General features: G+C 61.5%; 20 protein-coding genes and 1 pseudogene. 6 read left to right on the forward strand and 15 right to left on the reverse strand.

Annotated elements, in window-relative coordinates; genetic code table 11:
* Positions 1-28: 28 nt before the first annotated feature.
* The 5 genes and pseudogenes from ABJO61_RS05155 to trmFO all read left to right on the forward strand — a co-directional run.
* Positions 29-835, forward strand: a complete 807-nt coding sequence (locus ABJO61_RS05155) for a helix-turn-helix transcriptional regulator (RefSeq protein ID WP_348323129.1) — start codon at positions 29-31, stop codon at positions 833-835.
* A gap of 70 nt (positions 836-905) precedes the next feature.
* On the forward strand, positions 906-3,050 hold the full coding sequence (locus ABJO61_RS05160) for an alkaline phosphatase D family protein (protein WP_348323114.1): 2,145 nt from the start codon (positions 906-908) through the stop codon (positions 3,048-3,050).
* A 72-nt stretch (positions 3,051-3,122) separates the two neighbouring features.
* Positions 3,123-4,550 carry an amidase family protein gene (locus ABJO61_RS05165; RefSeq protein ID WP_348323115.1) on the forward strand — a complete coding sequence of 476 codons (1,428 nt, stop codon included), beginning with the start codon at positions 3,123-3,125 and terminating at the stop codon, positions 4,548-4,550.
* 21 nt (positions 4,551-4,571) lie between these two features.
* Entirely contained in the window at positions 4,572-5,999 is a 1,428-nt protein-coding gene (locus tag ABJO61_RS05170) for an amidase (protein WP_348323116.1), read from the forward strand.
* Between the two features lie 27 nt (positions 6,000-6,026).
* Positions 6,027-7,436 (forward strand): annotated as a pseudogene (gene trmFO, locus ABJO61_RS05175) (methylenetetrahydrofolate--tRNA-(uracil(54)-C(5))-methyltransferase (FADH(2)-oxidizing) TrmFO); the annotation flags it as partial.
* Here trmFO and ABJO61_RS05180 read toward each other — a convergent pair.
* From ABJO61_RS05180 to yajC, 6 genes are all read right to left on the reverse strand, one after another.
* On the reverse strand, positions 7,437-8,267 hold the full coding sequence (locus tag ABJO61_RS05180; protein ID WP_348323117.1) for a phytoene/squalene synthase family protein: 831 nt from the start codon (positions 8,265-8,267) through the stop codon (positions 7,437-7,439).
* A 96-nt stretch (positions 8,268-8,363) separates the two neighbouring features.
* Positions 8,364-8,978 carry a urate hydroxylase PuuD gene (locus ABJO61_RS05185; RefSeq protein ID WP_348323118.1) on the reverse strand — a complete coding sequence of 205 codons (615 nt, stop codon included), beginning with the start codon at positions 8,976-8,978 and terminating at the stop codon, positions 8,364-8,366.
* 168 nt (positions 8,979-9,146) lie between these two features.
* Positions 9,147-9,521 (reverse strand): Mth938-like domain-containing protein, encoded by a 375-nt coding sequence (locus ABJO61_RS05190; RefSeq protein WP_348323119.1) that lies wholly within the window; start codon positions 9,519-9,521, stop codon positions 9,147-9,149.
* Positions 9,522-9,526: 5 nt separating this feature from the next.
* A complete protein-coding gene (secF, locus tag ABJO61_RS05195; RefSeq protein ID WP_348323120.1) occupies positions 9,527-10,480 on the reverse strand; it encodes a protein translocase subunit SecF in 954 nt (317 codons plus the stop codon).
* Positions 10,481-10,501: 21 nt separating this feature from the next.
* Positions 10,502-12,109, reverse strand: a complete 1,608-nt coding sequence (secD, locus tag ABJO61_RS05200; RefSeq protein WP_348323121.1) for a protein translocase subunit SecD — start codon at positions 12,107-12,109, stop codon at positions 10,502-10,504.
* A gap of 39 nt (positions 12,110-12,148) precedes the next feature.
* Entirely contained in the window at positions 12,149-12,466 is a 318-nt protein-coding gene (gene yajC, locus ABJO61_RS05205; protein WP_293331566.1) for a preprotein translocase subunit YajC, read from the reverse strand.
* A gap of 214 nt (positions 12,467-12,680) precedes the next feature.
* On the opposite strand from yajC, the gene ABJO61_RS05210 reads away from it, so the two are divergent.
* Positions 12,681-13,541, forward strand: coding sequence for an ATP-binding protein (locus tag ABJO61_RS05210; RefSeq protein ID WP_348323122.1), 861 nt, complete (start codon positions 12,681-12,683; stop codon positions 13,539-13,541).
* Here the strand turns inward: ABJO61_RS05210 and ABJO61_RS05215 are convergent.
* From ABJO61_RS05215 to ABJO61_RS05255, 9 genes are all read right to left on the reverse strand, one after another.
* Complete coding sequence (locus tag ABJO61_RS05215) at positions 13,538-14,542, reverse strand: M23 family metallopeptidase (RefSeq protein WP_348323123.1); 1,005 nt, start codon at positions 14,540-14,542, stop codon at positions 13,538-13,540. The two genes, ABJO61_RS05210 and ABJO61_RS05215, sit on opposite strands and share 4 nt — an antisense overlap.
* Before the next feature lie 33 nt (positions 14,543-14,575).
* On the reverse strand, positions 14,576-15,226 hold the full coding sequence (locus tag ABJO61_RS05220; RefSeq protein ID WP_348323124.1) for a protein-L-isoaspartate(D-aspartate) O-methyltransferase: 651 nt from the start codon (positions 15,224-15,226) through the stop codon (positions 14,576-14,578).
* A 29-nt stretch (positions 15,227-15,255) separates the two neighbouring features.
* On the reverse strand, positions 15,256-16,080 hold the full coding sequence (gene surE / locus ABJO61_RS05225; RefSeq protein ID WP_348323125.1) for a 5'/3'-nucleotidase SurE: 825 nt from the start codon (positions 16,078-16,080) through the stop codon (positions 15,256-15,258).
* On the reverse strand, positions 16,073-17,380 hold the full coding sequence (gene serS, locus ABJO61_RS05230) for a serine--tRNA ligase (protein ID WP_348330670.1): 1,308 nt from the start codon (positions 17,378-17,380) through the stop codon (positions 16,073-16,075). Before serS ends, surE begins: the two co-directional genes overlap by 8 nt.
* A 139-nt stretch (positions 17,381-17,519) precedes the next feature.
* Positions 17,520-18,353 carry a twin-arginine translocase subunit TatC gene (gene tatC, locus ABJO61_RS05235; RefSeq protein ID WP_348327394.1) on the reverse strand — a complete coding sequence of 278 codons (834 nt, stop codon included), beginning with the start codon at positions 18,351-18,353 and terminating at the stop codon, positions 17,520-17,522.
* Entirely contained in the window at positions 18,350-18,835 is a 486-nt protein-coding gene (tatB, locus tag ABJO61_RS05240) for a Sec-independent protein translocase protein TatB (RefSeq protein WP_348327397.1), read from the reverse strand. The genes tatC and tatB overlap by 4 nt, the downstream gene beginning before the upstream one ends.
* 69 nt (positions 18,836-18,904) lie before the next feature.
* Positions 18,905-19,132 carry a twin-arginine translocase TatA/TatE family subunit gene (locus ABJO61_RS05245; protein WP_348327400.1) on the reverse strand — a complete coding sequence of 76 codons (228 nt, stop codon included), beginning with the start codon at positions 19,130-19,132 and terminating at the stop codon, positions 18,905-18,907.
* Positions 19,133-19,344: 212 nt separating this feature from the next.
* Entirely contained in the window at positions 19,345-19,989 is a 645-nt protein-coding gene (gene scpB / locus ABJO61_RS05250; RefSeq protein ID WP_348327594.1) for an SMC-Scp complex subunit ScpB, read from the reverse strand.
* Positions 19,990-20,174: 185 nt separating this feature from the next.
* Positions 20,175-21,080 (reverse strand): ScpA family protein, encoded by a 906-nt coding sequence (locus ABJO61_RS05255; RefSeq protein WP_348327403.1) that lies wholly within the window; start codon positions 21,078-21,080, stop codon positions 20,175-20,177.
* Positions 21,081-21,217 lie beyond the last annotated feature (137 nt).

The raw sequence follows: 21,217 nt of genomic DNA on the forward strand, positions 1-21,217 counted from the left end.
TGAAAGGTAAGAAACGCCCGTGAACATCATGCCGCAGGACGAAGGCGCATTCGGCGTACAGCTGCGCCGGGCGCGGCTGTCGCGAAAACTCAGCCAGGAGAGCCTCGCCTCTGCGGCGGGAATTTCCGCCCGGCATATGAGCTTCCTCGAAACGGGGCGCGCGCGGCCGGGACGCGATGTCATTCTCCGCCTTGGCGACGCGCTGAAGATTTCGGCGAACCAGCGCAATACGCTGCTGCGGCTCGCCGGTTTCGCGCCAGCCTTTGCGCCGGGAGACATGGCGCCCGAAGAACGGGTGCTTGCCCGCGATGCCGTCTCCAACCTCCTGCAAAGCCAGAGCCCGATCCCTGCGGTGGCGTCGGATGCGCTCGGCTATGTCATCGAAATGAACGAGGCGGCAAAACTTCTGTTCTCCATCGGCGGCGCGGCACCGGAAGCGGGCGATAACCTGTTCGAATTCTTCTTCACGAACGAGACGCTCCGCGAGAGCATCGCCAACTGGGACGAAGTGGCTCCCGCCCTGCTCCATCATCTGGAGCAGGAAGCGCTCAACGCGCCCGACAAGGCGAAGGCGCAACGGCTGGTCTCGAAGATCGGGCGGATGGCAGGGGTCGAGCGAAAGACTGCGGCGGAACTCCCGATCTTCACTTTCGAGGTCCGGCAGAACGGCCGCAGTCTCCGTTTCATTTCGAACTACAGCACCTTCGGGACGCCCTACGATGCGACGATGCAATCCATCCGGATCGAGTGCTTCTTTCCGGGAAATGCCGAGACATGGGAATTCCTCGCCCATCTCACAGGACAAGAAGTCCCAGCGTCCGTGGCAGGTGTCTAAGCCCCACCCTCAGCCCCGGCGTTTCCTCCGGGAGACAAACTCTCTATAACAACCCCGTAACCGAGGGTGATTGAGTGGGGTAACGGGTCCGATGCCGGGGTTTTCGCTCGACCGACGCGAATTTCTGAAACTGTTCGGGGCGACGGCAGGCTGCTTTGTCGTGAACGCGGCGGCGGTGCCGTTCGTGCCGGCACTGGGTACCGCGCGGGCAACGCCCGGCGCCTTCCATTTTCCGCAAGGCCTTGCCTCCGCCGACCCGCAACCGGACGCCGTGATGCTCTGGACGCGCGTGGAAGCCATCGACACCGGCGCCGCATTGCCGAATGGCGATGTCGATCTCTACGTGCAGGTCGCCACGGATATGAGTTTCGAGCAAGTCGTGGTCGAACGGGCCGTGCGTGCAAACACGCGTTCCGACCACACGGTACGCGTCTTCGTTCAGGGGCTCTCGCCCGACACAATCTATTATTACCGCTTCTATGCGGGGAGCGACCAGTCGCCCTATCCCGGCCGCACACGCACGGCGCCTCTTCCCGGCACGAAGCGCAAGGTGCGTTTTGCCAGCTTGTCCTGCCAGAGCTACGAGAGTGGCTATTACGGCGCGCTGCGGCGGCTGACGAATGACGACATTGCTGCTCCTGCCGGCGAACAGATCGACTTCGTGCTCCATCTGGGCGACTTCATTTATGAACGCACGGGCGATGTGCCGGAGGACCGGCCAATCGCGCGCATCGTCGGTCCGCTGCCGGATGGCACAATTCCCTGGGAACCGGACGGGACGCGTGACTGGTGGCGCAAGGGCGGACAGGCGGCAGTGACGCTTGCCGATTACCGGCATCTCTACAAGACATATCTGAGCGATCCCGACCTGCAGGCGGCGCGTGCACGCTTTCCCTTCGTGCATACATGGGACGACCATGAATTCACGAATGATGCCTGGCAAAGCTATGCGAGCTATTTCGGCAACCGCGAGCCCGCACAAAAACGGAAGGTCGCGGCGAACCGCGCCTGGTTCGAATTCATTCCCGCGGTCCTGTCGAATGGACCGAGCTTCAATGGCGTCGCATCGCCCGCCCATGACTTCCGCGACACGCGCGTCGAAGACACGCCGATGGCATCGCATGATGACGGCTTCATTTTCGAGGGGAACAATGCAAGAGCGCTGTCGAGCCTGACCATCTATCGTACACTGCGCTGGGGCGCGATGCTCGACCTTGTGCTGACGGATTTACGCAGTTATCGAAGCCCGCCGGTGATCGACGAGAAAATCGATGCACTGCTGGACGGCGCGCCTGTGCCTCCCGTGCGCGTGGTGCAGTTGCTCGACGCCGGACGCACCGCAAATGAGGGAAAGCCGCCCGCTACGATTTCCTATGGCGGACGCGAAATCGAAAATCCGCGCGCCGATGCACCGCCCGGCACTCATATGGGTGGCCCGCAAAAGGCATGGTTCAAGCAGGTGATGAAAGCGTCGAAAGCGGAATGGCGCATCTGGGCCAATAGCTGCCCGGCGCTTCAGATCCGGCTCGACTTTTCCCGCATTCCCTTTGCCGGTCTCGAAGACGGCTACGCGGGCACAGATGCATGGCAGGGCTATCCGGGCGAACTCAAGGAACTCCTCACCTTTCTGAGGGATGAGAAAATCGGCAATGTGATTTCTCTCTCCGGCGACTATCATGCTTTCGCCGCGGGCCGCCTGCCGGTCGATCCGGACGCGGAGAGCTTGAACAGCCCGGCAGTCGAATTCATGACAGCAGCGGTCAGCTCCTCCTCCATGTATTCCATGGCGGACCGGCGGACGCGCGGCAGCGGCTTTTTCCATCGCGCGGTGACATACGAAGACGAAAATGGCAGCGAGCCCAACTGGAACAACACACTGGTCAACGGGCTGCGTGCGGGCATCCTCGTCAATTATTCGAGTTCCGACTATCTGTTCGATCTCGTGCGCAACGAACGCGCAAGCCCCGGCCTCGACTATATGGACGCCGACGCACACGGCTACACCCTTGTCACGCTGGATGAGGCACAGGCCAAAGTCATCCAGGTGAATGTGGGCGATGTGCTGAGCGACGCCGGACCTGGAGGTTCGCCCGTAAAGTGCAAGGCGCTCTTTACGGTGAAGCGCTGGGCCGGCGGCGAGGAGCCCGCGCTCGAAGGGCCCGTATTCGAGGGTCCGCCGCCCTACCCCTGGAAACTCAAGCACAAGGAAAGCTGATCCCGCCGGTTTGACGGACGGGTATCACCCGCTAAGCTTCTCGCCGACCAGAACGGGGGGGAGAAGCAAGGCATGAGTTTTCCGGATTACGCATCCTATGACGGATTGGGCCTCGCCGAACTCGTGAGGAAGGGTGACGTCTCGCCCGGCGAACTCGCGGAAGAGGCGATCGCAAGGATCGAGAAACACAATCCGGCTCTCAATGCCGTTGTCCTGAAACTCTACGATCTCGGCCGCGAGATGGCGAAAGCCCCGGCGGATGGCCCTTTCAGCGGTGTGCCTTTTCTGCTGAAGGATGCCTTCGGCGATATCGCCGGTTATCCGACCCGACTCGCCTCGCGTTTTCGCGCCGAAACACCCGCGAAGGAAGACGCCGTTCTCGCCAAACGCTTCAAGGCATCGGGCATCACCATTCTCGGCAAGACGAATGTACCGGAATTCACGCTGTTGCCGACGACGGAGTCCACGCTTTACGGACCCGCGCGTAATCCCTGGAACCTCGACCATTCGACGGGCGGTTCCTCCGGTGGATCGGCGGCAGCGGTCGCGGCCGGTCTCGTGCCGATGGCACATGCAAATGACAGCGGCGGCTCCATTCGCATTCCCGCATCGTCCTGCGGACTTGTCGGGTTGAAACCGACCCGCGCACGCACCTCGCTCGGCCCCGACTATGGCGACGTGCTGAGCGGATTTTGTCACGAGCATGTGGTGACGAGAACCGTGCGCGACAGCGCCGCCATGCTCGACTGCATTCACGGGAACGAGCCTGGCGACCCTTACATGGCACCGCCGGTGAATGGCAATTTCCTCGATGAACTGAAAAAGAAGCCGGCCAAGCTTCGCATCGCCTTTTCGAAGAAGAACCCCGCAGGCGCGTTTCTCCACGCCGATTGCGTGAAAGGCGTGGAAGCAGTAGCGAAACAGCTCGCCGATCTTGGACATGAAGTTGCGGAAGCGGCGCCGCCGCTGAACGCGGACGAACCGGGCAACCTCTTCCTGCCGCTCTGGGCCGCATGGCTTGCCTCCGAAATCGAGGGAGAAGCCGCGCGCCGCGGGCGCGGACCGAAAGATGACGAACTGGAACCGCTGACGCGTGGTCTCTGGGAAGTCGGCAAGTCCGTGAGCGCCGCGCAATATCTCATGCTGGTGAAGGAAGCCCAGGCACTGACGCGCCGCGTTGCCGGTTTCATGCAGCAATACGATGTATGGTTGACGCCGACACTCGCCGCGCCCCCAATTCCGCTCGGGCTCATCAATGTGAACGAGCCAGACCCGATCGCCGCCTTCGCGCCCGCCGTCGACTATGTGCCCTTTACGCCAATCCAGAACATCACGGGGCAACCGGCAATGTCGCTGCCGCTCTGCATGTCGGAGAGCGGATTGCCGGTGGGCATGATGTTCTCCGCGCGCTTTGGCGACGAGGCGACACTCTTCCGGATTGCCGCGCAACTGGAAGAGGCAATGCCCTGGAAGGGCCGCCACCCCCACGTCTGGAACTGAAGAAAAACCGGGAGGAACGAGATGAGCTTTGCCGAATATGCGGATTACGATGGCCTCGGCCTGGCCGAACTCGTGAAGAAGGGCGACGTGACGCCGCTCGAACTGGCGGATGCCGCCATCGAACGCGCCGAACGCCACAACGGCACGCTGAACGCCATTGTCTACGAAGCCTATGACGAGGCGCGCGCGGCTGCGAAAGGCAAGCTCCCGGACGGTCCTTTCAAGGGCGTGCCCTTCCTGATCAAGGATCTCGGCACCGAGGTAAAAGGCTGGCCACGCACAAGCGGCAGCAAATTCGTTTCAAACATCGTGGATGATCGCGACAGCTTGCTGGTCAGCCGCTTCCGCGAGGCGGGTACGGTGCTCTTCGGCAAGACCAACACGCCGGAATACGGCATCACGGGCACAACGGAATCGCGCCTGCTCGGGCCCTGCCGCAATCCATGGAACCCGAACCACATTTCGGGCGGCTCGTCGGGCGGCGCGGCCTCTGCGGTTGGTGCGGGCATCCTGCCGCTGGCGCATGCGTCGGACGGGCTCGGCTCGATCCGCATTCCAGCTGCCTGCTGCGGCCTTGTCGGCATGAAGATTACGCGCGACCGCAACCCGCAAGGGCCCGGAGACTTCGACCGGGCCATCGGCTTCAGCGTCGACCATGTGGTGAGCCGGACCGTGCGCGACAGCGCGGCCATGCTCGATGCCACGGGCTACCCGGAACCCGCATCGCCCTATGCGCCGCCCCCGAAAGAGCGGCCCTATATGGAAGAGATCACGAAGAGCCCCGGTAAACTGAAGATTGCCTGGTCGAGCGAGACGCCGGGCGGCAAACCCATCGACCCGGAAATCCAGTCGGCGCTGGAAAAAACGGCGGAGCTTCTCGGCAAGCTCGGACATGAGATGACCCCGCGCGGGCTCGGCATCGATTATCGCGCGCTCTACCGGGCGCAGGGCGCCGTCTCGGGTTCGAATTTCGCGGCCGGCATGATGCGCCGGATCGAGATGATGGGCCGCGAGCCGGAAGAACATGAGCTGGAACCGCTGACCTGGGCAGGCTTCAAGAACGGCAGCCGCCTCACCGGCGCGCAGGCCATGTGGGGCTGGCAGCAGCTTCGCCTGATGAACCGGCAGGTGCTCGCAATTTTCGAGGATGTGGACGTCTATCTTTCGCCCGTCATGGGCAAGTTACCGCCGGAAATCGGCTTTCTCGGACCGGATCAGGAACCGCGCGAACTGAACAAGCGGCAGGGGCAGGTCTTCCCCTATACCCCGCCCTTCAACTTCACGGGCCAGCCCTCGCTGTCGCTGCCGCTCTGGCAATCCGAAAGCGGGCTGCCCATCGGCATGATGCTCACCGGGCGCTATGCCGACGAGGCGACGCTGTTCCGGCTGGCGGCGCAGCTAGAGAAGGAACTGCCCTGGGCGGCGCGGAAACCAGCCGTCTGGAATTAACCCGCGCGGAGTGATATCTCCTCGGCCATGACGAAGGACACACAACCCGTACACGTAATCGGCGCAGGCATGGCCGGTTCCGAGGCTACATGGCAGCTCGCGCAGGCTGGCGTACCCGTCGTGCTGCACGAGATGCGGCCGGTGATGAAAACGGACGCCCACCATACGGATGGTTTCGCCGAACTCGTCTGCTCCAATTCCTTCCGTTCGGACGATCATGAGCTGAACGCCGTCGGCCTCCTCCATGAGGAGATGCGGCGTGCCGGCTCGATCATGATGGAGGCAGCGGAAGTCGCGCGTGTACCGGCTGGCGGCGCGCTCGCCGTCGACCGCGACATCTTCTCGGCCTATGTAACGGAAAAGCTCACCGCACATCCCCTGGTAACGGTGGAGCGCGGCGAGATCGCCGGACTGCCCCCCGCCGACTGGGACAAGGTGATCGTCGCGACGGGGCCCCTCACCTCCGATGCGCTGGGCAAGGCGATCAGCGAAATCACCGGTGCGGACGAGCTCGCCTTCTTCGATGCCATCGCGCCGATCATCCATCGCGACAGCATCGACATGTCTGTCTGCTGGTTCCAGTCGCGCTACGACAAGGAAAGCACGGGCGCAACGGGACCGGCGGGTGCAGGCAAGGACTATATCAACTGCCCGATGACGCGCCAACAATATGAAGGCTTCGTCGAGGCGCTGCTGAGCGGCGGCAAGACCGAGTTCAAGGAGTGGGAGAAGTCGACGCCCTATTTCGATGGCTGCCTGCCCGTCGAGGTCATGGCGGAACGCGGCGCCGAGACGCTGCGCTTCGGCCCGATGAAACCCGTCGGTCTCACCAATCCGCACAACCCGGATGTGAAAGCCTACGCCATCGTGCAGCTCCGCCAGGACAATGCCCTCGGCACGCTCTACAACATGGTCGGTTTCCAGACGAAGCTGAAACATGGCGAGCAGACGCGCATCTTCCGCACCATTCCCGGACTAGAGAATGCGGAGTTTGCGCGGCTTGGCGGCCTGCATCGCAACACCTTCATCAACAGCCCGAACCTTCTCGACGGCATCATGCGCCTGAAGAACGATCCGCGCCTGCGCTTCGCAGGACAGATCACCGGGGTCGAAGGCTATGTCGAAAGCGGCGCGATGGGTTTACTTGCGGGCCGCTTCGCCGCCGCCGAACGGCAGGACCGCAGCGTGACACCGCCGCCCCGCACCACCGCGCTCGGAGCGCTGCTCGCACATATCACGGGCGATGCGAACGCCGCGACTTTCCAACCGATGAATGTGAATTTCGGCCTTTTTCCCGAGCCCGAAGTCCCGCGCGACGAAAACGGAAAACGCCCGCGCGGCAAGGCGAAGGCCCCTGCCCGCAAGCGCGCCTATACCTCCCGCGCGCTCAATGATCTTGAGGCCTGGCTTCAACCACGTGCCGAAGCGGCGGAATAGTCAAATCCGCTTCACGATGTTTCGACCCATCAGCCGCAACTGTCGCCGGAAGGCAGGCACATCGACCGGCGTAACAAACGGGTTGAAATCCGGTGCCGTCATGATGTCCAGATAACGGTCGCAAAGCGAGGCGGGAAGCAGCGCCGGAAGAATAGCCGCGCCGTAGGTTGCGCCGCGCGCCGAGGCGAGATGTGCTCGGGCATATCCAGCAACATCCGAAATTGCGGCTCGCAGTTCCTCGTTCATCTTTCCCGCCAGCACGTCATGCGGATCGACATTGCGCGCGAGCAGAATGTCTGCGGGAAGCATGAGCCGTCCCTGCGAGGCGTGAAGCGGAAGCGCGCGAAGGAGACCTGTGAGCGCATAGGCGATGCCGGCATGCCGGATCGCCTCGCCGGCGCTGTCCGCCTTTCCGGCATCAAGCGCCTGCGCGGCAAGTTTCATCAAGGCAGATGAAGTTGCCTCTGCATAGGCTTCGAGCTGTTCCATATTCTCGAAAACATCTTCCGAGAGATCCCGCTCACGCGCATCCGCGAGCGCAGATAATGCGTCGATTGGAAAAGCATTCGCTTCGTGGAGCGCGACCGCCGCGGCATGACCGCGCGTCTCGCCCTTTGGAATGCCCTCCAGGGTTTCCCGCCACCATTGTAGCCGGATGTGGCCCATCATCGGCTCTGTGACCGTTTCGGCGACGCGAGCGGTTTCAAGGTTGAACGCGTAGAGCGCAATCAAGGCGGGGCGCTGGGCGGCGGGCGCAAACAGGAGCGTCAGAAAGCGGTCGTGATCATGCGCGCGCAACTCATCGAGGCATATGCGCATGCTCTCACTCATTTTGCTTTGCGGGGCATCCTTCTTCGTCATGAAGCCTTACCTAAAACAAACGGGGCCGCCTCAAGGCGGCCCCGCGATAATCACCCGATCAGGAGATCAGTAGATGTTCTGCGCCGACACCATGGCGAAAAGCATGGGGATCGACAGCAGCGTGTTGGTCCGCGAAAAGAGCATCGCGGTACGCGCGGCAGCCGGCTTCTGCTCGGCCGGAGCGTCGACCAGCCCCAGTGCGATCTTCTGGTTTGGCCAGATCACGAACCACACGTTGAACCACATGATCGTACCAAGCCACATGCCGATACCGATGGCGATGTTCTTCGGGTTTGCAAAACCTTCGATTGCGCCCAGCGTCAGCGCCTCGAGGAGGTAGAAGTTCATCGAAGCAACGATGAGGCCGGTGATGATGGTCGCCATGGCGCCCCAGCGGAACCACCACAAAGCAGCAGGTGCGATGACCTTGCCGATAGCCGGCTTCTGCTCGTCCGGGATGTTCGGCATGTTCGGAATCTGCACAAAGTTGAAATACCAGAGCAGACCGATCCACATCACACCGCTGATGACATGCAGCCAGCGGAAGATAAAGGCCCAGAAGTTATGACCGAGCGCATAACCTTCCCAGCCATTGAAGTTGAGATACATCAGCAGCAGAACCGCTGCGAGCACGAAACCGGCAATGACCGTGTTTCGCAAGGATGTCAGAATTGATGCCATGGAGTCCTCCCCTCTGAATGCCAATCGCCGCGAGAGCGGCCAGCAGGGATGCCAAGACGCGCGCCCAAAGCCCCGGGAAGCATGCCTCATCATCATGCGACTCAATGTCGCCAGCTGCGCAAAAGCTAGGATTTTCTGGGAAGAAAGCCAAGCCCGCGAAAACCCTACTCAGGCTACGGCAATGAAGGCCGCAGCGACTCGCCGATTTTCAGAGAGCATCATGTTGTAGGTCCGGCAGGCCGGGCCGGTCGCCATGGCATCGGGGAAGATCGCCTGCGACTCAAGCCGCCGCTGCGCATCGGCGGGCAAACGAACTGTTTGCTCTCCCAGGCCAATGATGACGAAGTCGAAATGCCCGGCGGCCTCGATAATCGGGGCAAGCGAAGCGGGCGTGATCTGCTCGACGGATTTCGGCGACCAGGGATAAAGCCCGAGCGGGGTCACGATGACCGAGCCCTCGAAACGCTGGTCACCAAGACGGAAACCGCCATCGCCATAGGCATCGACAGGCGGTTGCCCCTTGAAGCGCGGTTTCGTGCCCATATCGCTCAGGCCTTGCCGGGCACCTTTTCCTTGGAAACACCGCCGAGCCCGCCGGTCGTCGCGTCGCGCGTGACACCGACGGCGAGAAGCACCGGGGCAGCGATGAAGATCGAGGAATAGGTACCGATGAAGATCCCGAAGATCATTGCGAAGGTGAAGCCGCGGATGACCTCGCCCCCGAAGATGAAAAGTGCCAGCAGCGCAAGCAAGGTCGTGCCGGACGTCATCACCGTGCGCGACAATGTCTGATTGATCGAGAGATCGATCAATTCCGTCAGCGGCATTTTCTTGTATTTGCGCAGGTTCTCACGAACCCGGTCAAACACGATCACGGTATCGTTCATCGAGTAGCCGACAATCGTGAGCAGCGCAGCGATCGATTGAAGGTTGAACTCCATGTCCAGCAGACAGAAGAGCGCCAACGTCGCCATCACGTCATGCACAAGCGCAATCACCGAGCCAAGGCTGAACTGCCACTCGAAGCGGAACCAGATATAGATGAGCATCAGCGCGACAGAAACGACGATGGCAAGGATGCCGTCCTGAACCAGTTCTCCGCTGACCTGCGGACCGACCACTTCCACACGGCGATACTCGACGCCGTCCCCAAGCGCACTCTTGATCTGCTGAACAACGGCTTGCGAGGCCTTCTCCGCGTCGTCGCCCTGTGGCGATTGCACACGGATCAGCACATTGTCCGGCTGCCCGAACTGCTGAATTTGCACTTCGCCCAGCCCGAGTCCACCAAGCTCATTGCGAATGTTACCTATATCGGCAGGGCCTTCGGTCGCGATCTCGATCAGGATACCGCCCTCGAAGTCGATGCCGAAATTCAACCCGCGCGCGAAGAGCAGAACGACGGCGGCGATCATCACGGCAAGCGAGAGCCCCACCGCGACATAGCGCCAGCGGGTGAAGGAGATTTTCGTATCGTCGGGAATGAGCTTCAGATGTCTCATGATGTCATATTCTCCCGGCGATCACAGAACGAGGGTTTTCGGACGGCGACGGCGCAGCCATACCGAAACCATGTAGCGGTTGACAGTGAAGGCCGTGAAGACCGACGTAACGATGCCGATACCGAGCGTCACAGCGAAGCCACGCACGGGCCCCGACCCCATCTGGAACAGGATCGCAGCCGAGATGAGCGTCGTGATATTCGCATCGAGAATGGAGGAAAGGGCGCGGTTGTAGCCCGACTCGATCGCGGGGATCGGTCCTTTTCCCGCCGCCACTTCCTCTCGTATTCGCTCATAGATCAGCACATTCGCATCGACCGCCATACCAATGGTCAGGACGATGCCCGCGATGCCGGGCAGCGTAAGCGTTGCCTGAAGCACCGAGAGAACGGCAAAGACCATCGCAATGTTCAAAATGAGCGCAATGTTCGCAAGGACGCCAAAGAAGCCGTAACTGGCAATCATGAAGAGGACGACTGCCACAGAGCCGATGATAGCGGCGATTTCACCGGCCCGGATCGAATCCGCGCCGAGGCCGGGGCCAACTGTCCGCTCTTCGAGCACACTGATCGCCACGGGAAGCGCGCCTGAGCGAAGCAAAATCGCGAGGTTGTTTGCTTCCTGAACGGAGAAACTGCCGCTGATCTGGCCCTGCCCGCCCATGATCGGCTCGCGGATCACCGGGGCGCTGATGACTTCATTGTCGAGCACGATGGCAAAAGGCCGCCCCACATTGTCACGAGTGACTTCGCCGAACTGTCGCGCACCGGTTGTATCGAACTTGAAATTGACGACGGGCTCCCCTGTCCGCTGGTCGAAGCCGGGTTGCGCATCGGTCAGCCGGTCGCCGCCAACCATGATGCGCCGCTCGACGAGCACCGGCGCCTTGGGCTCATCGACCGTGTAAAGCAGCTCCGTCCCGGCAGGAACGCTGCGCGTCGCCAGCGCCTGCTGGCCCGACATCGCGTTACTCACGAGACGGAAGTTCATTTTTGCGGTCTTGCCGAGCAGCGCCTTCAATTGGCCCGGATCGTCGAGACCCGGCACCTGCACCAGAATTCTGTCGATGCCCTGCTGCTGGATGACCGGCTCGGTCGTGCCGAGTTCATCGATACGGCGGCGAACAATCTCGATCGACTGCTGCACCGCGGACTGAACCCTGGCGCGCTTTGCCGCGTCGCTGAGGGCAATGGAGACCGTCTGTCCCTCGGCCTCGATCAGAAGATCGCGCTCCGGCAGCGTGGAAAACTGGTTGCCGCTGACGACGGAGGAAAGGCCTTCGATAGCCTCCTCCGCCTTTTCCGCATCATCCCCATTGGTGATGCTCACAACGACATTGCCGCCATGAATACCGAGCCCCGTATAGGGAATGCCCTCGTCGCGCAGCGTACTGCGCACCTCGCCCACCAGATCCTGCAGGCGCTCGCGAACCAGCGCATCGGTTTCAAGGCCGAGCAGCAGGTAGGAACCGCCGCGCAGGTCGAGACCGAGATTGATTTGCTGGTTGGGAAGCCAGCCAGGAATGTCCTCCAGCTGCGACTTCGGCACGAAATTCGGCGCCGTGTAGACCAGCCCCGCAATGCAGAGGATGTAGATAAGAACGATCTTCCAGCGGTCGAAATGCAGCATGGCGGATTGCCCCCTCCCGGGCGGCTGAGAGCTTGCGGCTTAGGACGGGGTGTTGGTGTTCGCGGGGACCGGCTCGGACTTGGAGCGCACCTCGCTGAGTGTCCCCTTGACGACGCGGACGCGAACATTCTCGGCGATTTCGACCGTGATCTCGCCTTCATCCACCTTGGTGACCTTGCCGACGAGTCCGCCCGCCGTCACCACCACGTCGCCACGGCGAACATTGGCGACCATTTCGCGATGTTCCTTCACGCGGCGCTGCTGAGGACGCAGCACGAGGAAGTACATGATCGCAAAAAGCGCGATGAACGGAAAAAGCTGGATCATGAAATCCGAAGCGCCGCCGGCTCCACCCATTGAAGTCTCCTGTTATGGCCGTTTTCACGGCGGAACCGCTTGTCGAAAGAGGCCGCCTCAGACTGAATTGCGCCGGACTATACCGGCCAGCCGGGCATTTGCAAACAAGCCCGGGCGCCTTGCGTGGACGCAGCTAAGTTTTGGGATATACAGGGATTTCCAGAGGCAGGGGCAGCCCCGCCTCCACTGGCGATCTCTCTTGCGAGCACTGCACATGACCAGTTCCTCCGAAACGGCAAATCTCCTGACCCGCATCGCCGAAGCGCTCGAACGGTTGGCCCCGCCACGCCCCTCCGATGCCTCGCTCGACGCGGCAGACGCCTTCGTATGGAACGCGGAAGAAGGGCGTCTCGACCCTGTGCAGGAGGTCGCCCGCGTGGATCTCTCCCTCATCAAGGGAATCGACCGGCTCCGCGATATTCTGCTCGATAATACCCGCCGCTTCGCCAAAGGGCTGCCCGCCAATAATGCGCTTCTCTGGGGCGCACGTGGCATGGGCAAAAGCTCCATGGTCAAGGCCGCTCATGCCGCCGTGAACGCGGAAAAGCCGGGCAACCTCATCCTCATCGAAATCCACAGAGAGGACATCGAGAGCCTGCCCCGCCTGATGACGCAACTGCGCACGCAGGACCGGCGCGCCATCATTTTCTGCGACGATCTCTCCTTCGACCATGACGACACCAGCTACAAATCGCTGAAGGCGGTTCTCGAAGGGGGCATCGAGGGGCGTCCGAAGAATGTGATTTTCTATGCGACCTCGAATCGCCGGCACCTGATGCCGCGTGACATGATGGAGAACGAGCGTTCGACTGCGATCAACCCCTCCGAAGCAGTCGAGGAAAAGGTCTCGCTGTCGGACCGCTTCGGCCTCTGGCTCGGCTTCCACAATTGCAGCCAGGACGACTATCTCGACATGGTGTCCGGCTATGCCGCTCATTACGGGCTGAAGATAGAGCCTGAAACGCTGAAGGCCGAAGCCATCGAGTGGTCGGCAACACGGGGCTCGCGCTCCGGTCGCGTTGCCTGGCAATTCATTCAGGATCTCGCGGGACGCCTCGGCCAGAACCTCGGCTAGCGCCCGATTACCGTCTGCGGATCGATCGCCTTTGCGCCCTGTCGAACCTCGAAATGGACCTGCGGCGTCACCACGCTCCCGGAATTACCCGCCAGCGATATTGTCTGTCCGCGAGCAACCGTGTCGCCGCGCTGTACCAGCAGCTTGCTGTTATGCGCGTAGGCCGTCATCCAGCCATTTTCATGACGGACAAGAAGCAGGTTGCCATAGCCCTTGAGCTCGTTGCCCGAATAGGCAACGACGCCGCTCTGCGCCGCACGGACCGGAGCCCCCATATCGGCCGCGATATTGATACCGTCATTGTGGAGCCCGTTTGCTTTCGGCCCATAGGTCGAAAGTATCTTGCCTTCAACCGGCCATATCAGGCTCCCGGCTGCGGCTGGCGGCGATGGCAGGGGCTCTTTCCGGGCGGCCGTATTGGACGCGGTGCGCACAGGTGCGGCGGTAGATGTTGCAGGCCGTGCAAGCGGCACAGGGCCACCAGCCTGCGAGGGTGCGGAGGTGCTTGGCGCAGAGGCCGTGCGCACCGGCTCGCGCGAAGGCACCTGCAGCTTCTGGCCAGCCTTGATTGTGTAAGGCGGCGGAATCCGATTGAGGCTTGTAAGCGAGGTTACGTCGACGCTGTACATGCGCGAAATGCTGTAGGCCGTCTCTCCGCGCTGTACCACATGAAAGCGGCCGGCCGGAATCTTCAGCCGTTGACCTACCTCGATATCGTAGGGGGCGCGAAGCCCGTTTGCATCAATCACGGCGCGAAGCGGCACATCATGCGCCCGGGCAATGCTGTAGACCGTGTCGCCGCGCCGGACGACATAAGTGCCGCCGGGAGCCACCGTATCGATCGGGCGCGACATGGGCGTACCGCGAGGCTGCTGGCTGCGGGCACCCTGCGGTTCGTCCCACCAGGGTCGTTCGCCGCCGCCGCAGGCCGCAAGAAAGCCGAGAAGGGCCAGCGCAACAGCCAGCCTTCCCCCTCTCCGCATCTGATCGCGCCGCCCCATATGGCCTCGCTGCCTCCGTCCCGGAACCGCCGCTCAGGACTCCTTCGCCACGCCTTCTACAAGCGGCACAAAACGCACTGGCAAAAGTTCTTCGCGTTTCACACCATCCCCTGTCCGTTCGATGCGTACAAGCTTCTGCTCGCCCCGATTGCCGGAAATGGCAACAGGAACAATCATTAACCCGCCCTCTTTCAACTGGTCTACGAGATTCTGGGGCACCGCGGGCGCCGCCGCGGTGACGATGATTCGGTCGAAAGGCGCCTGCTCCGGCCAGCCCTTGCCGCCATCGCCGACCTTCGCCGTGATGTTGTGGATGCGCAAATCGTCGAAGCGTTTGAGCGCATCATTGAGAAGCGTTCGGTAACGCTCGATGGTGTAGACCCGCCTGCAAAGCCGCGCGAGAACAGCCGCCTGATAGCCCGAGCCCGTACCGACCTCCAGCACCTTCATGCGCTCGCCGACGCGGAGCTGCTCTGTCATGTAGGCAACGATATAGGGCTGGCTGATCGTCTGCCCGCATTCGATGGGCAGCGCATGGTCCTCATAGGCTTGCTTGCGAAAGCTGCCGGAAATGAATTTTTCGCGGGGTACGCGCTCAAGGGCCGAGAGCACACGATTGTCGCGAATGCCCTGACGCCGGAGCCCCATGATGAGTTCGATCTTTTCGTGCTCAACTTCGTCCATGGACGGCTCTTCGTTCACGGGCGCTACGGTCAGGACTTGCGGCGCTTCACAGGACCGGCCAGCGAACCGAGAGCCTCATTGAGCCTCTTCGCGGTCCGCTGATGCGTAAGATCCATGTGCAGCGGCGTAACGGTGATACGGCCCTCATAAATCGCGCGAAGGTCAGTTCCCTGCGGCGGATTGCTGAGGATGCGCTCGAAACCAAGCCAGTAATAGGGTGTGTTGCGGGCGTCGATGCGTTCCTCGACACGGACCAGAGACTGATCTCGCTTACCCTGCCGCGTGACCTCGATGCCTGTGACCGAGCCGGGGACGACATCCGGGAAATTGATATTGATCAGCACTTCCCGCGGCCAGCCAGCAGCAATGAGCTTCTTCAATATGTCGGGCGCGAAATGCTCTGCCGTCGTCCACTTCACTTTGGACTGACCGGAAAAGCCGAATGCCTGACTGAGCGCAACCGAGGGTATGCCGAGTTGAGTGCCTTCCATCGCCGCTGCAATGGTGCCCGAATAGGTGACATCATCGGCAATGTTCTGTCCGCGGTTGACGCCGGAGAGTACGAGGTCGGGCTCGTTATCCTTCATGATATGGCGCACCGCCATGAGCACGCAGTCGGAAGGCGTACCGCGCACGGCATAACGCTTCGCATTCATCTTGCGCACACGCAGCGGATTGGCGAGCGAAAGCGAATGCGCGGAGCCGCTTTGTTCCTCCTCCGGCGCTACCACCCAGACATCCTTGCTGAGCTTGCGGGCAATCTTCTCCAGAACCTTGAGGCCTGGCGCATGAATGCCGTCATCATTCGTGACGAGGATTCGAAGTCCGCCTGTACCGCTCTTGCCCTTAGCCATGAGATGCAATGACCTCCAGCCCGCCCATATAGGGCTTGAGCACCTCCGGTACCGCGATGCTGCCGTCTTCCTGCTGGTAGTTCTCCATCACCGCAACAAGCGTACGACCGACCGCAAGCCCCGAACCGTTCAACGTGTGAACGAACCGCGTGTTCTTCTCGCCCTTGGGACGGAACCGCGCATTCATGCGCCGCGCCTGAAAGTCCCCGCAGACGGAGCAGGAGGAAATCTCGCGATAGGCATTCTGCCCCGGCAGCCAGACCTCGATGTCGTAAGTCTTGCGCGAGGCGAAGCCCATGTCTCCGGTCGAAAGCGTCATCACCCGGTAGTGGAGGTCGAGCCGCTGCAGCACTTCCTCGGCGCAGGCGACCATGCGCTCATGCTCGGCAAGGGAGGCCTCGGGCGTCGTGATCGAGACGAGTTCGACCTTGGAGAACTGATGCTGACGGATGAGCCCGCGCGTATCGCGCCCCGCCGCCCCCGCCTCCGCCCGGAAACACGCGGTATAGGCGGTGAAGCGCTTCGGCAGCTCCTCCTCGGAAAGAATGGTCTCGCGCACGAGATTCGTTAGCGGCACTTCAGCGGTCGGGATCAGCCAGTATTTCTCCTGGTCGTCCCGGGAAAGCCCCTTGAAAGTCGCGAACTGATCATCCTCGAACTTTGGAAGCTGCGCCGTGCCAAACATGGCCTCGTCGCGCACCATCAAGGGCGGCATGACTTCGGTATAGCCGAACTCGCTCGTGTGCAGGTCGACCATGAAATTGCCGATGGCGCGTTCGAGCCGCGCGAGCGGACCCTTGAGCACCGAGAAGCGCGCGCCCGAGAGCTTGGCCGCCGTCTCGAAATCCATCAGGCCGAGCGCCTCGCCGAGGTCGAAATGCTCCTTCGGCTCGAAATTCATCTGCCGTGCGGCGCCATGCTCGTGATGCACTACATTGGCGCTCTCGTCGGCACCGACGGGCACTTCGTCCAGCGGAATATTGGGGATCGAGGCGAGAGCGGCGTGAAGCTCGGCATTGACCGCCCGCTCCTCTTCCTCACTTGCCTGAATTTTGCTTTTCAGCGAGGCAACCTCGTCCATCAGCTTCCGGGCGAGGTCTTCATCCTTCTTGGCCTTCGCCTGCCCGATCAGCTTCGAGGCGTCGTTGCGGCTCTGCTGCATTTCCTGGAGCGAGGTAATGACCTTGCGCCGTCGCTCGTCGATCTCGATGAGGCGCGCGGATTGAGGGTCGAGCCCGCGCTTCGCGAGACCTGCATCGAATGCCTGAGCGTCGTCGCGAATGGCTTTGATGTCGAACATGACACCCCGAAGGTGATGAGATTTTCCGGAATGCGGAAGCGCGAAACACGGCCGAATCGGCCGCGATCCGCCTACCCGCTTGTCGCGCGCTCTGTATACGCGGAAGGGCCCGAAGCGTCCAGACAAGGCCCGTGCGGGATTATCCCTCCCCGGTTTCCTCTGGGTCCCCGGCTTCATCCGCCTCTTCGGCGGCGGCCTTCTTTTCCGCCCATGCGACGGCGAAAATCGACAGCTCATAGAGGAGCAGTGTCGGCACTCCAAGGGCAACCTGGCTGAAGAAGTCCGGCGGCGTCAGGAAAGCAGCGATGGCGAAGATGATAACGATGGCAAAGCGCCGGCCCCTCCTGAGCTGGGCGGAGTTCACGATCCCGGCCCGCGCAAGCAAGGTCAATATCACCGGCAACTGGAAGCAGATACCGAAGGCCAGGATGAAGGCTGTAACGAGGTTCAGGTATTCACTAACCCGGGGCAGCAATTCGATGACAGCTTCGCCCTCCCCGCCCGACTGCTGCATGCCCATGAAGAAGTTGAGCGTAATAGGCAGGGCCACGAAGTAGACCAGCGCCGCACCGGAAAGGAACAGAATGGGCGTCGCGATCAGATAGGGAATAAAAGCCCCGCGCTCATGTTTGTAGAGTCCGGGCGCTACAAACATGTAGATCTGCGCCGCAATGATCGGGAAGGCGATGAAGATCGCTCCGAACATCGACAGCTTGAGCTGGGTCAGGAAAAACTCTTGCGGGGCCGTGTAGATAAGATGCGCGCCCCCATCGGCGGCGACGATCCGGTTATAAGGCTCGACCAGCAGGTTGAAGATGTACTTGGCGAAAAAGAAACAGATGCCGAAGCCGACACCGAAAGCCAGCAGCACCTTGATCAGCCGCGTACGCAACTCGATCAGATGATCCAGCAAAGGTGCCCGTGAGGCCTCGATATCATCGTCGGGATTGGGCTCGGCGGAAGAGGTGCTCATTCACCTTCCTGCTTTGTCTGGGCCCGCTTCTCCGCCGTAATGTCCCCGGCAGGCATCGGCTCGCTCGCCTCATAGGCGTCGACGGCTTCCGCCTCCCGGATCGCCTCCGCGATCCCCTCAGAAACATCGCCCGTGTCCAGAGGCTCGCCCCGCTTCTCCTCGGCTTTGGTCGCGGACACGGCGGACGCAGCCGCCCCCGCACCGCCACCACCGATCTTCACCGGTTTGTCCATTTCGCGTTGAAGCGAACGCATCGGCTCGGTGACCTTGCCGCGAAGGTCGGACACCTCCTTGCGGAGCTCATCCAGCTCGGTTTCCCTGGCAAGGTCTTCAAAGGAATTCTGAAACTCACGCGCCATGGCTCTGACCTTGGCGGCATACTGGCCAGCCGTACGCATCATCCTCGGCAGATCCCTGGGACCGACGAAGACGATGGCAATGACCACAAGGGCCATGAGTTCTGACCATCCGATATCGAACATATGCGGTCCTGAAACGCCTCGGCCCCTGACCTCCGTAGAGGTTCCGGGACGAAAGCCCGCCCGAAGCTGTTAGCCGTGGGAGGCCTTGTTCTTCTCCGCGCTCTCCTCGTGAGAGGCTGTCGCATCGATCGTCTTGGGCTCTGGCTGCGCCGACTGAACATCGTCTTCGTCGGAAAGCCCCTTCTTGAAGCTGCGGATACCCTTCGCAACGTCACCCATCATGTCGGAAATTTTGCCCCTGCCGAACAGCAGCACGATGAGGACGAGGACGATCAGGATTTGTGTCCAACCCGGCATTTCTGTCTCCAATGGCCAAGGGCGAGCCCCGGCCTTGCTCGAAATAAAGCACTACCTAGAACTAATATGGGCGTTCCGGGCCGAAATTGCGATATCAAACCCTCAGCAAAAAGCCCGCAACGCAGTCAAGATACGCCATTAACCAAGGTCGGCAACCCTCTGAGTTCAAGCAGTATTATGCTCAAGGCTTAGAATCTGGATGAAGTGGCGTTTTAGTCGTCCTCGCCCTTTTCCTGCTCCAGATGATCGTCCAGCTCGGCGCCGTATTCCGGTTCGGCGGCATCTTCAAACTCGCCATCCCCTTCGCCGCCCGTATCCGACGGGTTAGGAATGTCGAAGCCCGGCGGCAGCCGCCCATCCAGAAGCCCGGCAGCCTTGAGCTCGTCGAGGCCCGGCAGATCGCCCACATTCTCCAGCCCGAAATGGACAAGGAAATCCTCGGTCGTGCCGTAGGTCACGGGACGTCCCGGCGTCCGCTTGCGTCCCCGAAGACGCACCCAGCTCGTTTCCATCAGCACGTCAAGCGTGCCCTTCGAAACGGAAACGCCCCGTATCTCCTCGATTTCGGCCCGGGTGACCGGCTGGTGGTACGCAATGATCGCAAGCGTCTCCATCGCCGCGCGCGAGAGCCGCTTCTGTTCGACAGCTTCACGCTCCATCAGGAAGGAGAGATCGTCAGCCGTCCGGAACATCCATTTATTTGCGATGCGGACGAGGTTTACGCCCCTGCTTTCATAAGCCTTCTGAAGGTCTTCGATGACGGCGCCCACGTCGGCCCCGTCCGGCAGGCGCGCAGCAATACTGTCGATATCGAGCGGTTCGGCTGCCGCGAACATCAGCGCCTCCGCCATGCGCATGATTTGCGCATGTTCCGTCGCATTGACTGGAAACTTGACGACGTTCTCCGAAGCATCGCCTTCCGGCGCAGCTTCTTCTTCCGGCGCCTCGGCTTCCGTGCCCTCTTCTTCGTTCTTGTCCGGTTCCTGCTCGTCGGCTGCCATGTCGGTATCGCTTTCGGCTTCGCTCAGGGTCGTCTCATCGGTCATTCTTCGTGGTTCTCTGACGTGTCGGCCGGTCCGGCCGACGGTTGATCGGGGGTCTGTTCGCGCCGCCGGACGAAAACCGGACCAAAAGCGCCCGACTGCCGGATTTCCATGAGCCCGTCCTTTGCCAAAACGAGCGCCGCGCTGAACGTGCTCGCAACCGCCGAACGGCGGAGCGCCGGGCTCATCTCTTCAAGCGGCAGATAGCTGTCGATCCGTCCCCAGTCGAACATCGTGCCCATCATGCCTTCAAGCCTGCGGCGAGCCGCCTCGATGGCCATGATCGGCAGGCGCTTCGGTTCCCACTTCGTGTCATGGCCCTTGAGGCGCTGGTCCGAATAGGCCTTCAGAAGATCGAAGAGCGTTCCCTGATATTCGCTCGTCTTGATAAGGCGGATGCCTTCCGGCGCACCGCGCTGGAAGACGTGCATTCCCATGCGGCACTGCCGATTGAAGATTTCCTGGGCGGCTTTGCGCATGGCTTCGAGCCGCTGCAGCTGGAAGGCAAGCCGCGCGGCCAGTTCCGCGCCGGAGGGGCCTTCTTCCTCTTCCGGCGGCGGCAACAGCAGCTTCGACTTGAGAAACGCCAGCCAGGACGCCATGACGAGATAGTCGGCCGCGAGATCGAGTTCCATCCGCTTCGCTTGCGTGATGAAGTCGAGATACTGCTCGGCGAGCTTCAGGATCGAAATCTTCGTGAGGTCGACCTTCTGGTTCCGCGCGAGCGTCAGCAAAACATCGAGCGGCCCCTCGAAGCCATCGAGATCGACGATCAGTGTATTTTCATCTGTCTCTACCGTGTCGCGAGGCGGGCCTTCCTCGAAGGACGCAGCCGTGTCCGCGCCCGCAGCTTCATCGGGCTGCGCGCCGCCATCTGCGTCGCTTTGAGAAGACGCCTCGGTCATGACTGCCTGCTGCATCCGGTCCAGATTGTTGAATTCCCCGCGTCCTTTAGCCGATCCTGCCAGGTGGCTAAAGACGAATAGCCTTTATACCCTTCACCCCCCGGCGCGGGTACCCCGTTTCTCGGCTTATCCCCAGC

This window comes from Parvibaculum sp. (assembly GCF_039973015.1).
In the GTDB taxonomy this organism is placed as follows: Bacteria; Pseudomonadota; Alphaproteobacteria; order Parvibaculales; family Parvibaculaceae; genus Parvibaculum.